The following is a 19,478-nucleotide window of genomic DNA, read 5'->3' as shown; positions in this document are numbered from 1 at the left end:
AAGAGCAATGGAAATCCGCTACGCCACCGCTGCAGATGTCAAACCACTGGCCGAGATGGGACGTCAGGTGCATGCGCAAACCCGTTTCAGCAATTTCACGTATCAGCCTGAAAAAGTGGAAAAGGCCTTGCTGCAGATCCTGCAATACAATCAAGGTCAATACGGCTTCTTTGTCGCCGAACGCAAAGACGGCAGCGTGGCAGGCGGTTTGGTCGGCGTAATCGAAACCCATATTTTCAGCGACCAGCCGGTCGCCACCCTGGTGCTATACGAAGTGCAAAGCGCTGCGCGCATGAGCGGCGTTGGCTATCGCCTGTTGTTGGCTTTCCGCAAATGGGCCGAAAGCAAGCAGGCGGTGGAATTAAATGTCGGCATCAGCAGCGGCGTGGAGTTGCAGAAGATGGACAGGTTTTTGAAGAAGCTGGGGTTTCGGATTACGGGGGGGAATTATTCACTTACGATTGGAGGGGAGCAATGTTGAAGATTCTAGTTATTTTGTTTTTAGTAAATTTTCTTGCGCTAAAGCAGATTCTTTTGAGCGAAATGATTTATCGGTTATTTTTTTGAAGCTATTTTTGGGGTCGTAATGAATATTATTTTTCATAAAAAACTATTGAGATGCATGTATTATATTTTTTAACCATTATGTTTTGCGGATTACCTTTTTGCGCAATGTCCGAGACAATTGATTCTTCAACATTGAAGAATAATGAAATGAGCGTAAAAAATAATAAAAACATCAAAAAAATACATGCTAAGGAAAGCTTTGATGGGCGCGCTTTTTTACTGAAATTTCTGGAAAATGAACCTACTGCCGATATTGAAGTTAATAAATCATGGATTAGTAAGTTTCTAGGAGGACAATCTAACTGGATTTCATCAGAAAAAAATGGAGTAATAACGCAGTCCATATTTTATAAGAATGGAGCCGCGGAAATTCATGTAATGGAAATAAAGGAATTGTCTTTGGCTGGGTATCTAACAAATAGGGAAATAAAAGATATCAGAAAAATTTTGAAAATAAACGCAGTTGTTGAAAAAGGGGGTGGGTATATAGATGACCCACATTTCCCTTTGCGAGAGCACAATAAACTATTTTCTTTATTGAAAGATCGTGCTGATAAAATTTCGGCAAGTGTATGGGATGAGGATGGTGTAATTTCCTGGGTGGTGCACATCAAAAAAGGGGGGGGCTCTCATTTCAGTTCGTCTAGAATCGGATGATTATAAGCTCATCAGCATTACCTTGGTTGATGCACCAACCAAAAAATAAATTACAGGGGATAACAATGAGAAGAATTGTACTCTTTGCTGCAACATTACTGGCGCCCATCGTATGTTTGGCCAATCAATCAAATTTGGCTAATAAAGGTGACGCATTAAGTGTATCCAAATGCATAATGCCGGTAGGTGGAGTTATAGAGCGGGGTAATTTGCATCGAATTTTACATAGTATTTCCATGAAATCATACGATGAAGTTGAAATTGATTTTGTGAAAAATACCTTCCCTGAGCTGAAGAGCTTCTCACAAATGAAGTTTGGTGCAGAATTGATTATGTATAAACTACGAGGCGAAATCTCTTGTTATGAAGTGATTGAATTTTTTGACTCAAGAGATGGTTTCTTAAATAAGACAGATAGATTTTTCCCAAATTATTCCAATAAACCAGTAAAGATGTTGCGAATATATTTGTTTGAAAACTCTGAATATGAGAGGCGAGATTGTCTTAATAGGTCGTGGTTCCTTCAAAATCCAGAGGCGCAATCTTCTGAAAAATGGGAGCAAGAGAGTCTTATACATTTTCCGAATGGAATATATATTATAAAAAAACCTAAAAATGACAAAAAAAGACAGGTTCGATATGCCTTTGAGAAATCATGCGCCTCACTCATTGAGTTCACATGGGTAAAATAGATCGTTGTCAAATTCAATACTGAAGGCTAATTGCAAGACAGTGAATTACTTGAGGAAAAATTATCCATTAAGAAATGGAAAAAAGTGAGTAGTTTGAAAGAGATTAGATATGAGAAAGATGGGCGTAACCTAAAATTCCTGAGAAGCATCGAGTCTCCAATCGTGATTTCTTTTGATGGGATAAAAATGTAAAATAGGAAAAAGTGGAAAGTGTCGGTTGTTTTTGGTAGATAAAAATCACCGCAATTTGTATTGTATTTAGATCCGTAGTCATATGCACATATTTTTAATGCTTTTAAATCATGTACTTGCGATGAAAAAGGGGGCGTTTCTTGGGTAGATAGCGGGATGCTTAAATATGCAAGAGATAAGGTTTGCAGGAGCAAAATAATGCAAGATATTTAATTATTTTGTTCCCTTGCAGTACTCACATTCTCAAAGCCTTGCATTGTCTGCTGAGCAATTCAGAACTTGTGCATAAGGGTATGGACTGAGTCTAGTCTTTCTGTCTTTTCTGGCAATAAATCATTCAATTCGGTGGGCTTTACAAGAGCTCGGGGGGGGGAGATATGATTAATAAATTTTTTTGGGCTTTATTTATATGGCTGTCAGGGGGGGTTGGGTATGCAGAAGAAGGCAAGAAAATAAACTCTGAAAATTTAGAGTATGTTTTACAAAAATTGCTAGGCCGAGATGATGGCTATATTACTCAAGAAGAGGCTGGCATTGTACTCGGAGACGCGAAATCCTCGAAAGAATTGATTAAAAATGGAGCCAAAGCTTTGCGCTATTTCGGAGATGGGTGGGAGGGGTGGTATTCGGATCAATCTAAGGAAAAGCACTTGTTGAGCCCTCTCAGAGCAATCACCTTAGGTGTGAAAGAGAAATATTCATGGTGGATGCTTAGTTTTGAGAGAGAAGGAAAATGCATTTCGCTTGCGAAAGCAGAAAAAATAATAAAAACACGAGGGTGGAGTTTTGTATCAGACTTCCATTTGTTTGGAGAATATCAAAGAATTTATGCATGGAAAATATTTGATGAAGATGGAAAATTGAAATATAGAAATGATTATTTTAAGGAGGGTATAGAGGTGCGCACTCCTGACTCAATTCAACTGCCAGAAAAATATCCTCCATTTTGGGTTAGGCAGATTCACGTAAAATCTGATAACAATTGCATATTTAATATCAAAGGAGAGGGATGGTGAGCATGAATTCGATAAAGATTTTTATAATGATTTTTTTGCTCGCGATGACCCAAAAATCTTTTTCTTCGGAGTGTTCTGATGCATGGAATGTGATGCGAAATATTGATATAAGAATGCCATGTGAGAGAAAAGGTTATTTAGATGAAAGTAAAGAATATGAAGACGGGGGGGAAGGGTGGAATATGGTATTTTGGCGAAGAATTTATAAATTTCTCGCTGAAGAGGAGTTTGTGTTTGATTATAGAAACATGGAATCTTCCTTTCTAGGGGTGTTTCATTCGAGAAAGCATGTGAACGGGGGGTATCTATATCAGGACTTCAAATTTTCTGGCATTCGTTCCATAAAAGGAAGTGGGAATAATCCTATAGTTTTTATACAAGTTGATAGTGCAGATGTAAATTATCTTCCATTAATTTTAAACCACAAAGGCGGGAAAGGAATTGCAATAGAGTTTGATATTAGCCCTATAAAAATCAATCAGAAAGGTCGGAAAAACTGTTTAAGCAAGAAGGTATTTGTAGATGATCTATCTCGATTGGGATGGAATGTTTTATCTTGGAGCGATAGTTTGCCTGATATGGGGGGATACTTCGCAAAAGGTAATAAAGCAATAGTGGTTTCTGCTGCTTTAAATTGTATTTTAAATATTACTTATTTAAGTAACTAATCCGATTGAGGAGGATCTATGGCTTACGTGGTAAATTCAGAAATTGGTAGATCAATTAATGTGTTTTTAAGTTCCGATATCCCATTAATTAGATCTGCAGGGAGTGTTTTGTCGAATTTATTACAGAATGATAAAGCAACTGTTGATAAAGCCAACTTTGCAAATGTGGAAAAAGCATTTTCAGGATTTGCGTTGGCGGATAAAACTGAGAAGGGGGTTTACTATTCATTGATTGATAAAAAAATATACATAAGCCAGAATTTCCTGGAGAGTCTTAAAGAAAATCTTAAGCACGATCTTGAAGTGGCTATTGTGCACGAAATTGCCCACCCTGTAAATCAGGTGAAATTTTCTTTTGAGGAGAGGAAACAAGACATTCTTGGTAATTTGAGGCGAGATTTGAATGTATTTCCGGGCGGGATTTTCCAACTTGATGGTTATATATACGGGGTGAGGCGACTAGATATTCGAGATGAAGTAATGGCTGACATTGATTCGGTTAATTATTTAATTCGGAAAACGTATGAGACAGAAGGTGCGAGTGTTCGAAAAGATCGACTTGCATATAACCTTGCGATGGGTGGTTTTTTAGGAAAATTTGTTGTGTCAACAGAGTCTTCATATAAATTCAGAGATTCCATTGAGTTTGATGCAAATGGCGAAATTAAATACACAGAAAGAATGTTTAATGACTTGTTTGAGATAAGATGTGCGGCAAAAACATCAACAAGTCCTAATGCAAATTACAATATGATGGGCGAATTCAAGCACCAACTGCAACACTGGGTTAATGAACAGTACCGGATTGATGCTTTAAAAGCCTGATATGCTCGGTATAAACGAGTCTTTCCATATCAGCCGGAACGGGGGGCGGCAACCTTGCGCGGCATTTTGAGAAAAAATCAGGGGAATTACGCATTTCTGGTGGCTCAGCGTAAAGACGGCAGTTTGGCTGGCGGTCTGGTCGGGGTGTTAGAAGCGCATGTGTTCTGTGATTTACCAGTGGCGACCTTGGTATTTTACGAAGTGGAGCGCGCCGCTCGCATGAGCGGGGCCGCAATCGCTTATTGCTTGCTTTTCGCAAATGGGCAGAAAGCCGGCAGGCAGTGGAGCTAAATGTCGGCATTAGTAGCGGTCTGGAGCTTGCGAAGATGGATAGGTTTTTGAAAAGGTTAGGATTTCAAATTACCGGTGGAAACTACAGGTTGATTTTGAACGGAGAGACGTGAAGAAAGGGATATTGTTAGTAACAGTATTTTTATGCACATTCCAAGCTCAGGCGGCATCCTGGTTTCAGGAGATATTTGGAGAGAAAAAATTTTCCCAAAAAATTTTGTCGGTGATAGAAGTGCCTGGCGAACAAGGACCAGCTACAGATAATTTTTTTGGAGCGTGGTTAGATAAAAATACTTTGATCCTGAACAATATTGTTCCATCTGAAGGGGGGAAGCGGAAATGGAAGAAAAAGATTGTTGTTTGGAATCAAAGCAGGAAAGAGCTTCAGACATTAATGGATGATGCACATTTGCTTTGTGTTAACGAGTTGACTGGACATGTGAAAATACAGTCAAATTCGGACATAAAGCTTTATGAGATCAGTATTCCTGGATTGGAATTGAAGGAAATTCCACAGCTTGGATGGGAGAAGAACCAATGTATGGAATATTTTCCGCTGCCAATGGATAAGCTGAGCTATGGGCTTGACTATCACAGAGCATATATAGAATATGGCGTGATGTCCGCATCTGGAGCCTATCGTGGCAATGCATTTTTTGTCAATGAAAATGGGGGGAGGAAAGAAATTGATATGCCTGCAAGTTATGTGAAGCAGCCAACTTATGATCGCTATGCGAATAAATATTGGCTAACGCGAACTTCCCTTAGTTCGAATTCTGCAGAAAAAAAAGTTTCGATGCTTTATCTGATCGATAACAATGGAGTGTTGGAAAAAATTAAGCTGCCTGATTATTACATGAAAGATATAGGCGTAACTTATGGGGCTGCGGCTACACGGAAGGGCTTTCTGATTAATGGCGCAGGAGCCAGGATGAATGGGGTACTTTTCAGTGGACTTTTTTTGCTTAATGAAAAGGAACTTACACGGATTTACAATAATGACAAAAATATAGATGTGCTTAAGGTTTCTCCAGATGGGTGCTCGGTGGCATTTGTTGAGTCAAGTAATTACTGGATTACAGCACGTGAAACTGTAAAAATAATTAATATTTGTGATGGGGATTTGAAATGACTTGCAATGTAAATTTACTCCCGGTGAAGGCGTTGGAAGGTAAACGCCCAACAGCCCCATCTTCCCACCTTTTAAAAACCCGTGCCTTCAGCATTCATCATCCGCTGGAGCGGCTTCTGATGGCGGATGCGTATTCCGGTTATGAGGCGCTGTACTTGGGTTGTGTGGTGGAATTGGGCAGCATGGCGCATGCGCGGCGCAAATTCTTTGATTTGCACGCAGCGCAAGCGACGCCAATTACCACCGAAGCTTTGCGCCGCTTTGAGCAGCTGTACGATGTTGAGCGCGAAACAAAAGACATGAGCACTGAAGAGCGTGCGCAATTGCGACGACGAAAGAGCATTCCATTATTGGCGGAGTTCGAGGCTTGGCTGACAGAAATCGGCGTCCGCGCCTCGCCGTCATCGGGTTTGCAAAAGACCGTGAAGCACACCCTGAGCCGCTGGGCATCATGGGTGCGCTATGCATACAGCGGCGATTTGCCGATTGACAATAATGCGGCAGAAAACGCACGGCGTCTGGTGGCGATCGGGCGCAAGAATTGGCTGTTTTATGGCACTGAGCGCGTGGGCCATCGCGCCTCCTGCATGATGTCTTTACTCAATACAGCAAAACTCAACGGCCTTGATCCTTACGCCTGGCTGCTTGATACGCTCAACAAACTGCCCACTTGGCCAGCCAGCAGTTTGGATGAGTTATTGCTGCTGGCTAAGCAATCTCAAATTTAATTCGGATGTGGGGGCGTTGGGCGCTTACCTTTGAGCTGGCGAAGATGGGTAGGTTTTTGAAGCGTTTAGGGTTTCAAATTACCGGAGGAAATTACAGTATGATGTTAAAGGGGGTTGTGTGATGAAATATATTTTGTCAACATTTGTTTTTATTTTTCTCGTTCAAGCGCATGCTGCATCTTTGCTAAATGAGTTGTTTGCTGAGAAAAGATTCAAACAGAATATTATGCCGACGGTGACAGTACCGGGTGAGCTAGGCGAGCCGGCAGACATTTTTTTGGGCGCCTGGTTGGATGATAATACGCTAATTTTGAATAATATCATTCCCTCAGAACAGCCAAAGTGGAAATGGAAGAAAAAGGTTGTCATTTGGAATCATGAAAAAAGAGAAGTCCACACATTGATGGAAAATGCTTATATGCAATGCGTCAATGAATTGGCGGGGCATGTAAAAATTGAATCGGACTCGGTTTCTAAGTTATATGCTATCAATGTGCAAGATTTGAGTTTAGATGAGATTGTTAAATCAGAGTGGAAAAAAAATCAATGCGTAGATTTTTTTGAAGTTCCTAAAGAAAAAAGAGGCTACAGGCTCCCTTACCACAAATCGTATATCGAGTTTGGCGTAAGCAATATTTCTGGAGCCTATCGGGGAAATGCATTTGTTGTTAATGAAAATGGTTGGCGCAAAGAAATGGATATGCCGGCTAATTATGTTGAGTATCCAACTTATGATCGCTACGTCAATAAATATTGGTTGGCGGTCTCATCGTATAATACCAGTTCAGCTCCAATGAAAAAATCTATGCTCTATCTTGTTGATAAGGAAGGAGATGTGGAAAAGATTAAGCTGCCAGAATATTATATGGAAGAAATTGGATTAATCCGAAAAGCATTTTTCACTCGCAAAGGGATTCTTATTGATAGCTCTGGTGGGCGTGTTAAATCATCACACTATAGCGGCCTATTTCTACTTGCAGGAAATGATGTAATCCGGGTATATGATCGGGACGATAATGTTGTCTTTATCGGTGCTTCACCAAATGGTTGCAATGTCGCATTTCTTGAATTGAAGAATTACTCACTTTCCTCTAGAAAAACCGTGAAAATAATTAATTTTTGTGAGTGACTGTTCGGCGTGAAAATTTCTATGCAAATCAATGAGTTACGTTGGCGATATTTCCAGGTGAAGTCATTTTTTTAATGGAGAAAGGCTTGATATTTCGCGGAAAAAATCGTAACCCATTGATTTATATGGATTTCTTAAATTTTCTTGCAAAACATCGGCGATTTTGCAACTCTTTGATTTTAAAGGGTGATTTCACGGTTGCGTAGGGGCTGAATAGAAATTTTTGTGAAAAGGATAAATTAATGAGGCGGCGGCAAGAAATTCACTAAGAAACTGTTTAATAACTCTACGGCAACACTCTCCTCAAGAGAGTCGACCCCATGGCGAGGTAAATCATCCCTTCAGAAACATCAATCCGGCGCTCATAGTCACGCGCCAGGCGGCGATAGCGCATCAGCCACGCGATGGTGCGCTCTACGACCCAGCGCCGAGGTTGTACTTCAAAGCCGACTTGTTCCATCAAGCCACGTACGATTTCAACAGCGAAGCTGAGGAATTCTGCGCGCTCCATCAACTTTTTCCGGTCGTACGCAGCATCGCCGAACAAATGCTTGACCCATGGCCAGCGCTTTACAAAAGCATCAAGCACGAGCTGTGCACCTGTTGAGTCAGCAATATCTGCAGTCGTCAAATTGACCGCCAACAGACGGCCATCGCTATCTACGGCAATATGCCGTTTTCGGCCATTTATCTTCTTATTTGCGTCATACCCACGTTCACTTGCGCCCGGCGCTTTCACGGACTGGCTATCAACAATCCCCGCGCTGGGCAAAGGCTCGCGTTGTGCGCACATGCGATCAATCATCAGCGCCAGATCATGAATTGTGTGAAAAAGGAAGCTGCGCAGAAAGCGTCTGAACCAGTGAAACCGTCTGATACGGGGGAAAGTCATTGGGCAACATGCGCCATTCACAGCCAGATCGCACCATATAGCGCAGGACATTGATGATTTCACGAAAGTTGACCTTGCGCGGTCTCCCTGTTTTGGCCGTTTTGGGAAGCAACGACTCTATCAACTTCCATTCATGCTCTTTCAGATCTGTCGGATAGCCTTTCTTTTCGGTCTTTGGTGGCGCTTTATGCCGCTTTCTTTGCTCTGGAGTCCTCACTTTTTTGTAATTTACGATACTGAATTAGGCTAAATTATTGCATGGAAGTTATTAAACAGTCTCTTAGGTTTTGCCTTCAAACACTTCATGCCAGAGCGGAATGCCGTCGGCAGTCTGCACTACTCCCAGCATCACCTGGCGCGCAATGCCACCTTCCTTTGATAGTCCAAATTGACGTATTTCTTCCTCTTGTCTGGCGCCCCCTTCGGTGGTGATGGAGGTCAGATCATAAAAGACGATTGCCAATTCTTGATCAATTAAGGGACGCAGCAGATGCGAAATGGTCAAATCGACTTCTTCCCGATGCTCAAGCAAGGCATCCACTGCGCGCAACAGATGTTGATGATCTGCCTGCTTGAGCGCGACGCCAGGCAGTGCAACCGTTTCCAGCCAGCGTAGCGTCCCCAATTTGGATTCTGGATCACAAAGCCGGTTGAAAACCATGATTCTGAGCAAGGCTTCGACATCGATAGAGTGACGGGTGCGGCGGAAAATTTTTTGAGTTCATCAAAGCCAAGTTCATTCCAAAGCGACGTCAGGGTCCAGAGATCGCCGTAAGCGTGACTGGACTCAAAGCTGATTTCGGGAGACGACGCCGCTTTTGGAGCCTCCTTGCCAGTGAGGCGCATCAAGCCGGCAATGACAGACTCCAGGCTTTGGTCGAGCGTATCAAGATGCCCAAGCGTTGCAACAGTGCGTTGCTTTGGGCGGCCTTCTTCGTCGCGATACGCTTCGACCAACTGAACATAGCGACGCTTGCCGGAAGCTGTGACTTTGATGTACATGCCGCTACTTTATACATCATGATTGCCTATGTAAAATTCATCTTAATATCCAAAACGCGCCACTACAGGAATTCTGAGAAAATGCGGATTTCAAAGAGTTAAGTCATTGATTTTTAAAGGGAGTGACTGAGGCAAAAATGGCGGGAACTGTCGAACTCGGGCCAGCCGGATGTCAGCGGAAATCAAGCAAACGCAAAAAAAAGCCCGTCCCAAAGGGACGGGCCATACAACATTACAATTGCCGCCGGTTTATTCCTCGCGGCGCAAATGCGGGAACAAAATCACGTCGCGGATATTCGGCTGATCGGTGATCAGCATCATCAGGCGGTCGATGCCGATGCCGCAGCCGCCGGTCGGCGGCATGCCGTATTCCAGGGCGCGGATATAGTCTGCGTCATAGAACATGGCTTCTTCATCGCCGGCGTCTTTCGCTTCCACCTGGGCGCGGAAACGCGCGGCCTGGTCTTCGGCGTCGTTCAATTCCGAGAAACCATTCGCGATTTCGCGGCCCACAATGAACAGCTCGAAACGCTCGGTGATGCCATCCACCGTGTCGGAAGCGCGCGCCAGCGGCGAGACTTCGACCGGGTAGTCGATGATGTAAGTCGGTTCCCACAACTGGCTTTCAGCAGTTTCTTCAAACAGCGCCAATTGCAGCGCGCCCAGGCCCCAGGTGGAGAGCGCTTTGACATCGAATTTCAGCAATTCTTCACGCAGGAAGGCGGCGTCGTGCAATTGCGCATCGCTGTATTGCGGCGCGTATTGCTTGATCGCTTGCACAATCGTCAGGCGGTGGAAGGGCTTGCTCAAATCCAGCTCGCGTCCGCCATACGACAGCACAGCCGTACCGTGCGCATCAATCGCGGCCTGGCGGATCACCTGTTCGGTGAAATCCATCAGCCATTTGTAATCCACCCACGCCGCATAGAATTCCATCATGGTGAATTCAGGATTGTGGCGCGGCGACACGCCTTCATTGCGGAAGTTGCGGTTGACTTCAAACACGCGCTCAAAGCCGCCCACCACCAGGCGCTTCAAATACAATTCCGGCGCGATGCGCAAAAACATTTCCATGTCCAGCGCATTGTGATGCGTGATGAAAGGTTTGGCTGCGGCCCCGCCCGGAATCACATGCAGCATCGGCGTTTCGACTTCCATGAAATCGTGCTCTTGCATAAAGCGGCGGATCGAAGCCATGGCCTTGCTGCGCGCGACAAAGGTGGCGCGCGTATCGGCGTTCATGATCAAATCCACATAGCGCTGGCGGTATTTGGTTTCCTGGTCGGACAGGCCGTGGAATTTATCCGGCAGCGGGCGGATTGCTTTCGTCACCAGACGCAGTTCTGTCACTTTCACCGACAACTCGCCGGTCTTGGTTTTAAACAGCTTGCCGCGCGCGCCCAGGATGTCGCCCAGATCATAATGTTTGAAGGCGTCATACACTTCTTCGCCCACGTTTTCACGCGTGATGAAGAGCTGAATCTGACCCGCTTCGGCATGGCCGGAAGCGTCTTGCACCGTAGCGAACGAAGCCTTGCCCATCACCCGTTTGAGCATCATGCGGCCACCGACGGCGACTTCCACCGCTTGCGCTTCCAGCGCTTCGGCCTCACTCGCGTCATGCGCGGCGTGCAGGGCGGCGGCTTTATGCGTGGGCCGGAAATCATTCGGGAAGGCGACGCCTTTTTCACGCAGAGCGGCGAGTTTAGCGCGGCGCTCGGCGATGATATGGTTTTCGTCCTGGCTATGTTCAGCTTCGTTGCTCATGGTGTTTCCTGTCTATGGCGTTTGGCGTCTTGGCGGTAGATGGCGGGCGGCGGGACGCGGGCCGCAGCCCGCCGCGAGGGCAGGCTTACACGCCCTGTTTAAGAGAAGCGGCAATGAAATCATCCAGGTCGCCATCCAGCACGGCCTTGGTATTGCCTGTTTCATGATTGGTGCGCAAATCTTTGATGCGCGACTGATCCAACACATAGGAGCGGATTTGGTGGCCCCAGCCCACATCGGTCTTGGAGTCTTCCAGCTTTTGCTGTTCGCTCAAGCGCTTGCGCAATTCGACTTCGTACAGACGCGACTTCAGCATTTCCATCGCTTCGGCGCGGTTTCTGTGCTGGCTGCGGTCGTTTTGGCACTGCACCACAATGCCGGACGGCATATGCGTCATCCGCACTGCGGAGTCGGTTTTATTGATGTGCTGACCGCCGGCGCCGGAAGCGCGGTAGGTGTCGATGCGGATATCCGCCGGATTGATGTCGATTTCAATCGAGTCATCCACTTCCGGATAGACAAACAGACTGGCGAAGGAAGTATGGCGGCCATTTGACGAATCAAATGGCGACTTGCGCACCAGGCGGTGCACCCCGGTTTCGGTGCGCAGATGGCCATACGCATAATCGCCTTCGACCTTGAGGGAGGCGGTTTTGATGCCGGCCACGTCGCCATCGGACTGTTCCAGAATTTCGACCTTGAAGCCTTTGCGCTCGCAATAGCGCAGATATTGACGCAGCAACATTGAGGCCCAGTCTTGCGCTTCGGTGCCGCCGGCGCCGGCCTGGATATCGATGAAGCAATTATTTGCGTCCATCGGATTATTGAACATGCGGCGGAATTCCATCGCTTCCACTTCCTGCCGGATGCCATCGGCATCGGCTTCGATGGCTTCCATCGTGCTCACATCGTCTTCTTCGCGCGCCATGGCGAACAGGTCGTTCGCATCATTCAATTCGGCGCGGATTTTTTGCAGGGAAAGGACGACAGCTTCGAGCGATTTCTTTTCACGCCCGAGGTCTTGCGCATGCTTTGGGTTGTCCCACACGGTGGGATCTTCCAACTCTTGATTGACTTGTTCTAACTTATCTGACTTACGATCGTAGTCAAAGATACCCCCGGAGTTGGTCCTCTCGGGAGGAGAGGTCTGCCAGCAGCGCCGACAGGGAATTGATGCGTTCAGCTTCCATGATTTTTCTCAGTATTGATGAAGGGAAACCTTGGATTATACAAGAGCTGATGCAAAAACGGGCATGTTGCGTTGCGGCATTTTGACTGCGCAAGGGGCTTCGACAGGCTCGGCATGAAGGAAAATGCAGTGCAGAATTGCTGTGCGGCAAGCCGCACAGCAATTCTGCAACTGGCGCAGCAGTGGCTTGATCGGATTTACAAAGAGCAAGCTTTGCAAGCGCAGACAGCGCGCCCGAACGGCGCGGCCGGATACTGATTGCTCCAGCCGCCAGCCCAGCCGCCCAGCGCGTTGCAGGTGTTGGGGCAGACTTCTTTCGCCATTTCCGCTGTGCTGATATAGGTCGCCGCCAGCTGATCGCAACCGCAAGCCGGATTGGCGCGCACCTGCTGCACAATCGGCTTTTTCCAATTGCTCAACCAGGCGCGTGCATCCGGCCCGAGTTTGAACATTTGCGGATTGCTTTCCTGCACCAATTGATATAAATCGCGGTACAAGGGAAACTGCGCCCCCAGCTGCTTGAACACACTGTGGCGCGCCGCCAGCAGATACTGCGGCTCCGGGTTTTCCGCATCCGGCCCGATAGCTTCCTGCATCACCTCGCTGGACGCCATCAAGGCCGCCAGCCGCACCGCCAGATCGCGCACCCCGCGCTGATGGGTTTTGCGGTTGACCCCGATCACATCCGAATAAAACAGCGGGCGACCGCTGCGATTGGCCAGCGGAAATAATTTGACCGCCGTTTCACGCCGGGTTTGCGCACTCATCACCGACAACGCTTCCGAATACGCCATCAGGGCGCGCCCATAGCCATCCGAAAACCAGCGCGCGCGCTGATACGCCGCGCTCACATCCTTGGTCGCATTTTCATAGCTGGCCAGGGAAATATAGTTGCGTAAAAAATCAATCACGCCCGGCACAAGATAGTATTCATCCTTGGGCGTGCGCGGCGGATAAATGCCATTGCCGCGATGCAGCGCGTCCAGATACAGCAGAGCGGTGGTGGTGCTGCCGGCCATGTCGATCAATAAACCGTCTTTGCCCGGCGGAATCCGGCTGGCGTACTTGCACTGGCCCATATAGTGATCCAGCTCGCTCAGGGTTTTCACCGCCGCCAGCGCGGCGTCGCCCTTGCGGTAAAACAGCAAATTGGCGCAGCCAAGCTGCGGCACCGCGTAATACTTGTCCCCGATCATGACCCCGGTTTTGGCGTAATCGATGAAATCATCCGGATTGCCGACGGAGGAGGGGGCCATCGGCTCCAGATAGTTCTTCATCAAATAATGATCAAAATAAATCGCATCAAACACAAACACATCCAGATCGTCGGCAGGATCGGGGCCATAGCCGCCATCCCATTTGCTGAAGTCTTTGATGAAATTTAATTTCACATCGGGGTGTATCTTTTTCCAATGATTGCTGATCGCCTGTTCAAACTGGGCCACACGCGGCACCCAGGGGTAGAGCGCGACATTCAATTCTTTGGTTTGCGCCAAGCTTAATTGGCAAAATAATAATAAGGGGAGTAAGAGCAAGCGTAAGCAAGTGCGCATCGTAAGCCTCATGGTCAAGTGAATGGGAGACACAACACGAAAGCAAAAGCAAACATCAGCGGCCAGACAGGCAGCCGGCTCAGTCTAGGAAAAGATATGCGGCGTCACAAGCTGATAAAGCTTGCAATCGATGGGGAGGGGAGGAAAACCGCGCCGCCAATGCGGCGGCGCAAGACAGCAGTGCGGGATTATTTCTTTTCTTCAGGCTTGCTGGCCGGTACGGCTTGACCTTCTTTTTCTTCTTTGCGGTCAAACACCAGAGTTTCGCCAAAAATCAATTGCACCCAGGTCGGGTAGGTGTAAGCCGTGCCCTTGTTGTGATCAATAATGGCGCCAATGCCGCCGCCGATCAGGATATTGCCGGCCAGGCCGGCGTTTGCGCGCGAAATGGCGCGTGCGGTGGCGTCCGGGTTTTGCGGATGTTTGCAGCTGATGTCCAAATCTTTGCTGGAGCGGCGCACGCTGATGGTGGCGCCGGACTTGACGCTATTGTTGCCATAGTCGTTTGTAATTGTACAGTCGGCGCCGGCTACCAGTTGGCCATCTTTGGTCTTGGTTTCCAACTTCATCGCTTGATTGGTGTCATTCATGATAGAGGCGCAACCAACCAGCGAGAATGCAGCTGCAGCGATAACGAGAGAGCGGATCATTTTTTTCCTTGTGTAAAAAGTGTGGCGCAGCTTATTGCGTTGCGCAGTAAAACATTTCGCAGCCGGTAAACCGGGGTATGCTGCCGGGGCCAGGGCCGCCGCAATTGCGCACGCTGAAGCATGCAATATTGATATATGGTGGCTGAAATATCTGGTACCGCAATTATATTCCATATTTTAAATTTCCCACAAGAAATTTTTTACCCAAATTGCATCTGACCAGAACAAGGCTTGACGAACTTGTCTAGACAACCTAAACTTTGCCCCAAGTTGCAGTATCCTCACATGCTGCGCATCATCCACTTCAATTAAAGGGAAGCCGCCATGACCATTGATTTGTCGCAAGACCCCCGTTATGACGCCAGCCGCGAAATCCGCGCCCCGCGCGGCAGCGAGCTGCATTGCAAAAACTGGATTACCGAAGCGGCTTACCGCATGCTGCAAAACAATCTTGACCCCGAAGTGGCGGAAAATCCCAAGCATTTAGTGGTGTATGGCGGCATCGGGCGCGCCGCGCGCGACTGGAAATGCTTTGACACGATTCTGGCCACCCTGCGCGAGTTGGACGAAGAGCACACGCTCTTGATTCAATCCGGCAAACCGGTCGGCGTATTCCGCACCCATCCCGATGCGCCGCGCGTCTTGCTGGCCAATTCCAACCTGGTGCCGAAGTGGGGCAATTGGGAACACTTCAATGAACTCGACCGCAAAGGTTTGATGATGTACGGCCAGATGACCGCAGGCTCCTGGATTTACATCGGCACCCAGGGCATTGTGCAAGGCACCTTTGAAACCTTCGCCGAAGCCGGCCGCCAGCACTACAACGGCGACTGGGGCGGACGCTGGATTTTGACCGCAGGCTTAGGCGGCATGGGCGGCGCGCAACCGCTGGCCGCCACTATGGCCGGCGCTGTGTCCCTGAATATCGAATGCCAGCAATCCTCGATTGATTTCCGCCTGCGCACCCGCTACCTCGACAAACAAGCCGACAATCTCGACCACGCCTTGCAACTGGTGGCCGAACACTGTGCGCGCAAAGAGGCGATTTCCATCGGCCTGCTCGGCAACGCCGCCGATCTGCTGCCGCAATTGGTGGCGCGCGCCAAAGCCGGCGGCATTAAACCGGATCTGGTGACAGACCAAACCTCTGCGCATGACCTGATCAACGGTTATCTGCCGTCCGGCTGGACAATTGAGCAATGGAAAACCGCGCAGCGTGATTCCAGCCAGCATCCGGCCTTGAAAGCCGCCGCCGCCGCCTCTTGCGCGCAACATGTGCGCGCCATGCTCGAATTCAAAGAAATGGGGATTCCGGTGGTGGATTATGGCAATAACATCCGCCAGGTGGCGCTTGATCACGGCGTGCAAAACGCCTTCGGCTTCCCCGGCTTTGTGCCGGCGTACATCCGTCCCCAATTTTGTGAGGGACGCGGCCCGTTCCGCTGGGTGGCGCTGTCCGGCGACCCGGAAGACATCTATAAAACCGACGCCAAAATCAAAGAATTGTTCCCGCAGCACAAGCAAGTGCATCGCTGGCTGGACATGGCGCGTGAGCGCATCGCCTTCCAGGGCTTGCCGGCGCGCATCTGCTGGCTCGGTTTGGGCGAGCGTCATATTGCCGGCCTGGCCTTCAATGAGATGGTGAAAAACGGCGAACTCAAAGCGCCGATTGTGATCGGGCGCGACCATCTGGACACCGGCTCGGTGGCCAGCCCGAACCGCGAAACCGAAGCCATGAAAGACGGCAGCGACGCCGTTTCCGACTGGGCGCTGTTGAATGCGCTGTTGAATACCGCCGGCGGCGCTTCCTGGGTCTCGTTGCACCATGGCGGCGGGGTTGGCATGGGTTACTCCCAGCATTCCGGGGTGGTGATTGTGGCCGACGGCACCGAAGCCGCCGCGCGCCGCTTAGGCCGCGTGCTGGTCAACGACTGCGGCTCCGGCGTGATGCGCCATGCCGACGCCGGCTATGACAGCGCAGTCGCCTGCGCCAAACGCAACGGCCTGCAATTGCCGATGCTTCCATAAGCAGCTCAGGCAGCATGCTTTAGCCGCGAATCGAGCGCTGCATACCCGGCGTCAAATGATTACATGCACAGAACTGAACACATGGAACATACAATGAGCTTAACCTTACATCCCGGCCAACTGACCCTGGCCAATCTGCGTCAAGTCTGGGAAAAAGCTTGCGCCATCCAACTGGCGCCGCAAGCGCAACAGGCGATTGCCGCCTCCGCCGCTGCGGTGCAGGAAATCGTACAGCGCGGCAATGCCGCCTACGGCATCAACACCGGTTTCGGCTTGCTGGCCAAGACCCGCATTCCAGATGACAAACTGGAAGAATTGCAGCGCAACCTCATCTTGTCGCACTCAGTGGGCACCGGCGAATTGCTGAATGATCAAGTGGTGCGCTTGATTATGTTGATGAAAATCGGCAGCCTGGCGCGCGGTTTTTCCGGCGTGCGCCCGCTGGTGATTGACACCTTGATCGCGATGCTGAACGCCGGCATTATGCCGGCGATTCCGGCCAAAGGCTCGGTCGGCGCCTCCGGCGATCTGGCCCCGCTCTCGCATATGACGCTGGCCATGCTGGGGGTGGGCGACGTGCGCGTAAATGGCCAGCTGCTGCCGGCGCAACAAGCATTGCAAAACGCCGGCATCGCCCCGGTCACGCTGGCGGCCAAAGAAGGTCTGGCCCTGATCAATGGCACGCAAACTTCCACCGCGCTGGCCTTGCACGGACTGTTCCTGGCCGAGCGCCTGTGGCACGCTGCGGTAGTCACCGGCGCGCTGGCGGTGGATGCCGCGAAAGGCAGCGACGCGCCGTTTGACGAGCGCGTGCATCTGGTGCGCGGGCAGCCGGGACAGATTGCAGTCGCCGCCCTGTACCGCGACTTGCTGGCCGGCAGCGCCATCCGCCAATCGCATCTGGTTGGCGATGACCGCGTGCAAGATCCCTACAGCCTGCGCTGTCAGCCGCAAGTGATGGGGGCCTGCCACGACGTGCTGGAAAACGCCGCGCGCACACTCCTGATCGAAGCCAATGCAGTGACAGACAACCCGCTGATTTTCAGCGATGAATCCGGGACAAAACAAGCCAGCATTATTTCCGGCGGCAATTTCCACGCTGAACCGGTGGCTTTCGCCGCCGACACGATTGCGCTGGCGATTGCAGAAATCGGCGCCCTGTCGGAACGCCGCATCGCGCTCTTGATCGACGCCACCTTATCCGGCCTGCCGCCGTTCCTGGTGAAAGAGCCGGGCTTGAATTCCGGCTTCATGATCGCGCACGTCACCGCCGCCGCGCTGGCTTCGGAAAACAAATCGCTGGCCCATCCTGCCAGCGTTGACAGCTTGCCGACCTCAGCCAACCAGGAAGATCATGTCAGCATGGCGACCTTTGCCGGCCGCCGCCTGCAGGATATGGCGGACAATACCGCCGGCATCGTCGGCATTGAATTGCTGGCCGCTGCGCAAGGCATCGACTTCCATCGCCCCTTGAAAAGTTCGGCCCAGCTCGAAGTCGCCCTGCGCGCCCTGCGCGAACAAGTGGCGTTCTATGACGCCGACCGCTTCTTCGCGCCGGACATCGAAGCAGCCAAACGCATCGTACTGCAAGGCGTGTTAAGCCAGTGTTCGCAAAAACTGGCGGCGGAATTGCTCAACTGAGCAAGCCACATCGCGCCGGCGGCAGCGCGCGCCGCCGGCCCCACCTTACCCCCGGGAGCACACATGCAAGATTTCACATTGCAACAGGGCGACTTGCCGCTCTTGGTCTCGATGCCGCATATCGGCACAGCCATACCGGATGCAATCAAGGCGCGCATGACGCCCGCCGCATTGCAATTGGCCGACACCGACTGGCATTTGCCGCAAGCGTATGGCGATTTGCAGGCGCTAGGCGTGTCCTGCCTGCAAGCGCACTGGTCGCGCTACGTGGTTGATCTGAATCGCCCGCCGGAAGACAGCAATCTCTATCCGGGACAAGACACCACCGGCTTATGCCCGCTCGACACCTTCCACAAAGAAGCCCTGTACCTGCCTGATCAGGCCCCGGACAGCGCGGAAGTGGAAGCGCGGCGCGAACGTTATTGGCGCCCCTATCATGCCGCCCTGCAAGCAGAATTGGCGCGGCTGCAAGCCAAACATGGTTACGCCCTGTTGTGGGATGCGCACTCCATCGCCTCCGAAGTGCCGCGCTTTTTTGCCGGCCGCCTGCCGGATCTGAATTTTGGCAACGGCGCCGGCAGCGCATGCGCCGAAGGCATGTTGCAAGCCGTGCAGCAAGCCGCCGCCGCCAGCCAATACAGCCAGGTCAGCAATGGCCGCTTCAAAGGCGGCTATATCACGCGTCACTATGGCCAGCCGGCGCAACGCGTGCATGCGCTGCAATTGGAAATGGCGCAAATTATTTATATGGACGAGCAGCCGCCGTTCGCCCTGCGCCCTGAGCGCGTGGCGCAATTACAGCCGCTGTTACAACAATTATTGCAAAGCGCCCTGAACTGGGCGCGCGCGCATGCTTGAA

17 protein-coding genes and 2 pseudogenes are annotated in these 19,478 nt (G+C 49.9%); 13 read left to right on the top strand and 6 right to left on the bottom strand.

All coding sequences use genetic code 11. The features are described 5' to 3' along the window. Positions 1-7: 7 nt before the first annotated feature. From V8J88_RS15595 to V8J88_RS15550, 10 genes are all read left to right on the top strand, one after another. Positions 8-481: a GNAT family N-acetyltransferase gene (locus V8J88_RS15595; RefSeq protein WP_338845114.1), complete on the top strand. Its 474-nt coding sequence runs from the start codon at positions 8-10 to the stop codon at positions 479-481. 233 nt (positions 482-714) lie between these two features. Further along, the gene (locus V8J88_RS15590) at positions 715-1,224 is read left to right on the top strand and encodes a hypothetical protein (RefSeq protein ID WP_338845113.1); all 510 of its coding nucleotides are present in this window, start codon (positions 715-717) and stop codon (positions 1,222-1,224) included. Positions 1,225-1,289: 65 nt separating this feature from the next. Continuing rightward, positions 1,290-1,916 (top strand): hypothetical protein, encoded by a 627-nt coding sequence (locus V8J88_RS15585; protein ID WP_338845112.1) that lies wholly within the window; start codon positions 1,290-1,292, stop codon positions 1,914-1,916. Positions 1,917-2,485: 569 nt separating this feature from the next. Continuing rightward, positions 2,486-3,124, top strand: coding sequence for a hypothetical protein (locus V8J88_RS15580; RefSeq protein WP_338845111.1), 639 nt, complete (start codon positions 2,486-2,488; stop codon positions 3,122-3,124). Between the two features lie 92 nt (positions 3,125-3,216). Beyond that, entirely contained in the window at positions 3,217-3,792 is a 576-nt protein-coding gene (locus V8J88_RS15575; RefSeq protein WP_338845109.1) for a hypothetical protein, read from the top strand. Positions 3,793-3,810: 18 nt separating this feature from the next. Then, entirely contained in the window at positions 3,811-4,617 is an 807-nt protein-coding gene (locus V8J88_RS15570; protein ID WP_338845108.1) for a hypothetical protein, read from the top strand. A 54-nt stretch (positions 4,618-4,671) separates the two neighbouring features. After that, entirely contained in the window at positions 4,672-4,908 is a 237-nt protein-coding gene (locus tag V8J88_RS15565) for a hypothetical protein (RefSeq protein ID WP_338845107.1), read from the top strand. A 109-nt stretch (positions 4,909-5,017) separates the two neighbouring features. Beyond that, positions 5,018-6,040, top strand: a complete 1,023-nt coding sequence (locus V8J88_RS15560) for a hypothetical protein (protein ID WP_338845106.1) — start codon at positions 5,018-5,020, stop codon at positions 6,038-6,040. A 119-nt stretch (positions 6,041-6,159) separates the two neighbouring features. After that, entirely contained in the window at positions 6,160-6,768 is a 609-nt protein-coding gene (locus V8J88_RS15555) for an IS66 family transposase (protein WP_338845105.1), read from the top strand. Between the two features lie 121 nt (positions 6,769-6,889). Next, positions 6,890-7,897, top strand: coding sequence for a hypothetical protein (locus V8J88_RS15550; protein ID WP_338845104.1), 1,008 nt, complete (start codon positions 6,890-6,892; stop codon positions 7,895-7,897). 286 nt (positions 7,898-8,183) lie between these two features. Here V8J88_RS15550 and V8J88_RS15545 read toward each other — a convergent pair. The 6 genes and pseudogenes from V8J88_RS15545 to V8J88_RS15520 all read right to left on the bottom strand — a co-directional run bounded on the left by V8J88_RS15545 (position 8,184) and on the right by V8J88_RS15520 (position 14,890). Beyond that, a pseudogene (locus tag V8J88_RS15545) lies at positions 8,184-9,006 on the bottom strand (IS5 family transposase). Between the two features lie 66 nt (positions 9,007-9,072). Next, positions 9,073-9,791 (bottom strand): annotated as a pseudogene (locus tag V8J88_RS15540) (IS1634 family transposase); the annotation flags it as partial. Between the two features lie 249 nt (positions 9,792-10,040). Next, positions 10,041-11,558 (bottom strand): lysine--tRNA ligase, encoded by a 1,518-nt coding sequence (gene lysS, locus V8J88_RS15535; protein ID WP_338845103.1) that lies wholly within the window; start codon positions 11,556-11,558, stop codon positions 10,041-10,043. An 85-nt stretch (positions 11,559-11,643) separates the two neighbouring features. Beyond that, positions 11,644-12,748 (bottom strand): peptide chain release factor 2 gene (gene prfB, locus V8J88_RS15530; RefSeq protein WP_338845102.1). Its coding sequence is split into 2 segments (ribosomal slippage): positions 11,644-12,666 and positions 12,668-12,748, totalling 1,104 coding nucleotides; the frame shifts between segments, so codons are not numbered across the junction. A gap of 196 nt (positions 12,749-12,944) precedes the next feature. Continuing rightward, the gene (bcmE, locus tag V8J88_RS15525) at positions 12,945-14,300 is read right to left on the bottom strand and encodes a thiamine pyridinylase (RefSeq protein WP_338845101.1); all 1,356 of its coding nucleotides are present in this window, start codon (positions 14,298-14,300) and stop codon (positions 12,945-12,947) included. Between the two features lie 188 nt (positions 14,301-14,488). Next, on the bottom strand, positions 14,489-14,890 hold the full coding sequence (locus tag V8J88_RS15520) for a hypothetical protein (RefSeq protein WP_338845100.1): 402 nt from the start codon (positions 14,888-14,890) through the stop codon (positions 14,489-14,491). Between the two features lie 384 nt (positions 14,891-15,274). Here V8J88_RS15520 and hutU point away from each other — a divergent pair, with 384 nt between their 5' ends. The 3 genes from hutU to hutG all read left to right on the top strand — a co-directional run bounded on the left by hutU (position 15,275) and on the right by hutG (position 19,477). Continuing rightward, positions 15,275-16,978 carry a urocanate hydratase gene (gene hutU, locus V8J88_RS15515; RefSeq protein WP_338845099.1) on the top strand — a complete coding sequence of 568 codons (1,704 nt, stop codon included), beginning with the start codon at positions 15,275-15,277 and terminating at the stop codon, positions 16,976-16,978. Positions 16,979-17,059: 81 nt separating this feature from the next. Next, positions 17,060-18,619, top strand: a complete 1,560-nt coding sequence (gene hutH, locus V8J88_RS15510; RefSeq protein WP_338845098.1) for a histidine ammonia-lyase — start codon at positions 17,060-17,062, stop codon at positions 18,617-18,619. Positions 18,620-18,682: 63 nt separating this feature from the next. Then, positions 18,683-19,477 carry an N-formylglutamate deformylase gene (gene hutG, locus V8J88_RS15505; protein WP_338845097.1) on the top strand — a complete coding sequence of 265 codons (795 nt, stop codon included), beginning with the start codon at positions 18,683-18,685 and terminating at the stop codon, positions 19,475-19,477. The last annotated feature ends 1 nt before the right edge of the window (position 19,478 follow it).

It is taken from the genome of Massilia sp. W12 (assembly GCF_037300705.1).
Lineage (GTDB): Bacteria > Pseudomonadota > Gammaproteobacteria > Burkholderiales > Burkholderiaceae_D > JACPVY01.
This window is presented reverse-complemented; position numbering and strand designations above follow the sequence as displayed.

What these genes read in the sequence shown, in the direction of transcription:
- V8J88_RS15520 (WP_338845100.1), bottom strand. Translation starts at nt 14,890, where the DNA reads ATGAATGACACCAATCAAGCGATGAAGTTGGAAACCAAGACCAAAGAT.
- V8J88_RS15575 (WP_338845109.1), top strand. Translation starts at nt 3,217, where the DNA reads ATGCGAAATATTGATATAAGAATGCCATGTGAGAGAAAAGGTTATTTA.
- V8J88_RS15550 (WP_338845104.1), top strand. Translation starts at nt 6,890, where the DNA reads ATGAAATATATTTTGTCAACATTTGTTTTTATTTTTCTCGTTCAAGCG.
- V8J88_RS15595 (WP_338845114.1), top strand. Translation starts at nt 8, where the DNA reads ATGGAAATCCGCTACGCCACCGCTGCAGATGTCAAACCACTGGCCGAG.
- hutH (WP_338845098.1), top strand. Translation starts at nt 17,060, where the DNA reads ATGGAACATACAATGAGCTTAACCTTACATCCCGGCCAACTGACCCTG.
- V8J88_RS15580 (WP_338845111.1), top strand. Translation starts at nt 2,486, where the DNA reads ATGATTAATAAATTTTTTTGGGCTTTATTTATATGGCTGTCAGGGGGG.
- hutG (WP_338845097.1), top strand. Translation starts at nt 18,683, where the DNA reads ATGCAAGATTTCACATTGCAACAGGGCGACTTGCCGCTCTTGGTCTCG.
- V8J88_RS15555 (WP_338845105.1), top strand. Translation starts at nt 6,160, where the DNA reads ATGGCGGATGCGTATTCCGGTTATGAGGCGCTGTACTTGGGTTGTGTG.
- bcmE (WP_338845101.1), bottom strand. Translation starts at nt 14,300, where the DNA reads ATGCGCACTTGCTTACGCTTGCTCTTACTCCCCTTATTATTATTTTGC.
- V8J88_RS15570 (WP_338845108.1), top strand. Translation starts at nt 3,811, where the DNA reads ATGGCTTACGTGGTAAATTCAGAAATTGGTAGATCAATTAATGTGTTT.
- V8J88_RS15585 (WP_338845112.1), top strand. Translation starts at nt 1,290, where the DNA reads ATGAGAAGAATTGTACTCTTTGCTGCAACATTACTGGCGCCCATCGTA.
- hutU (WP_338845099.1), top strand. Translation starts at nt 15,275, where the DNA reads ATGACCATTGATTTGTCGCAAGACCCCCGTTATGACGCCAGCCGCGAA.
- V8J88_RS15590 (WP_338845113.1), top strand. Translation starts at nt 715, where the DNA reads ATGAGCGTAAAAAATAATAAAAACATCAAAAAAATACATGCTAAGGAA.
- lysS (WP_338845103.1), bottom strand. Translation starts at nt 11,558, where the DNA reads ATGAGCAACGAAGCTGAACATAGCCAGGACGAAAACCATATCATCGCC.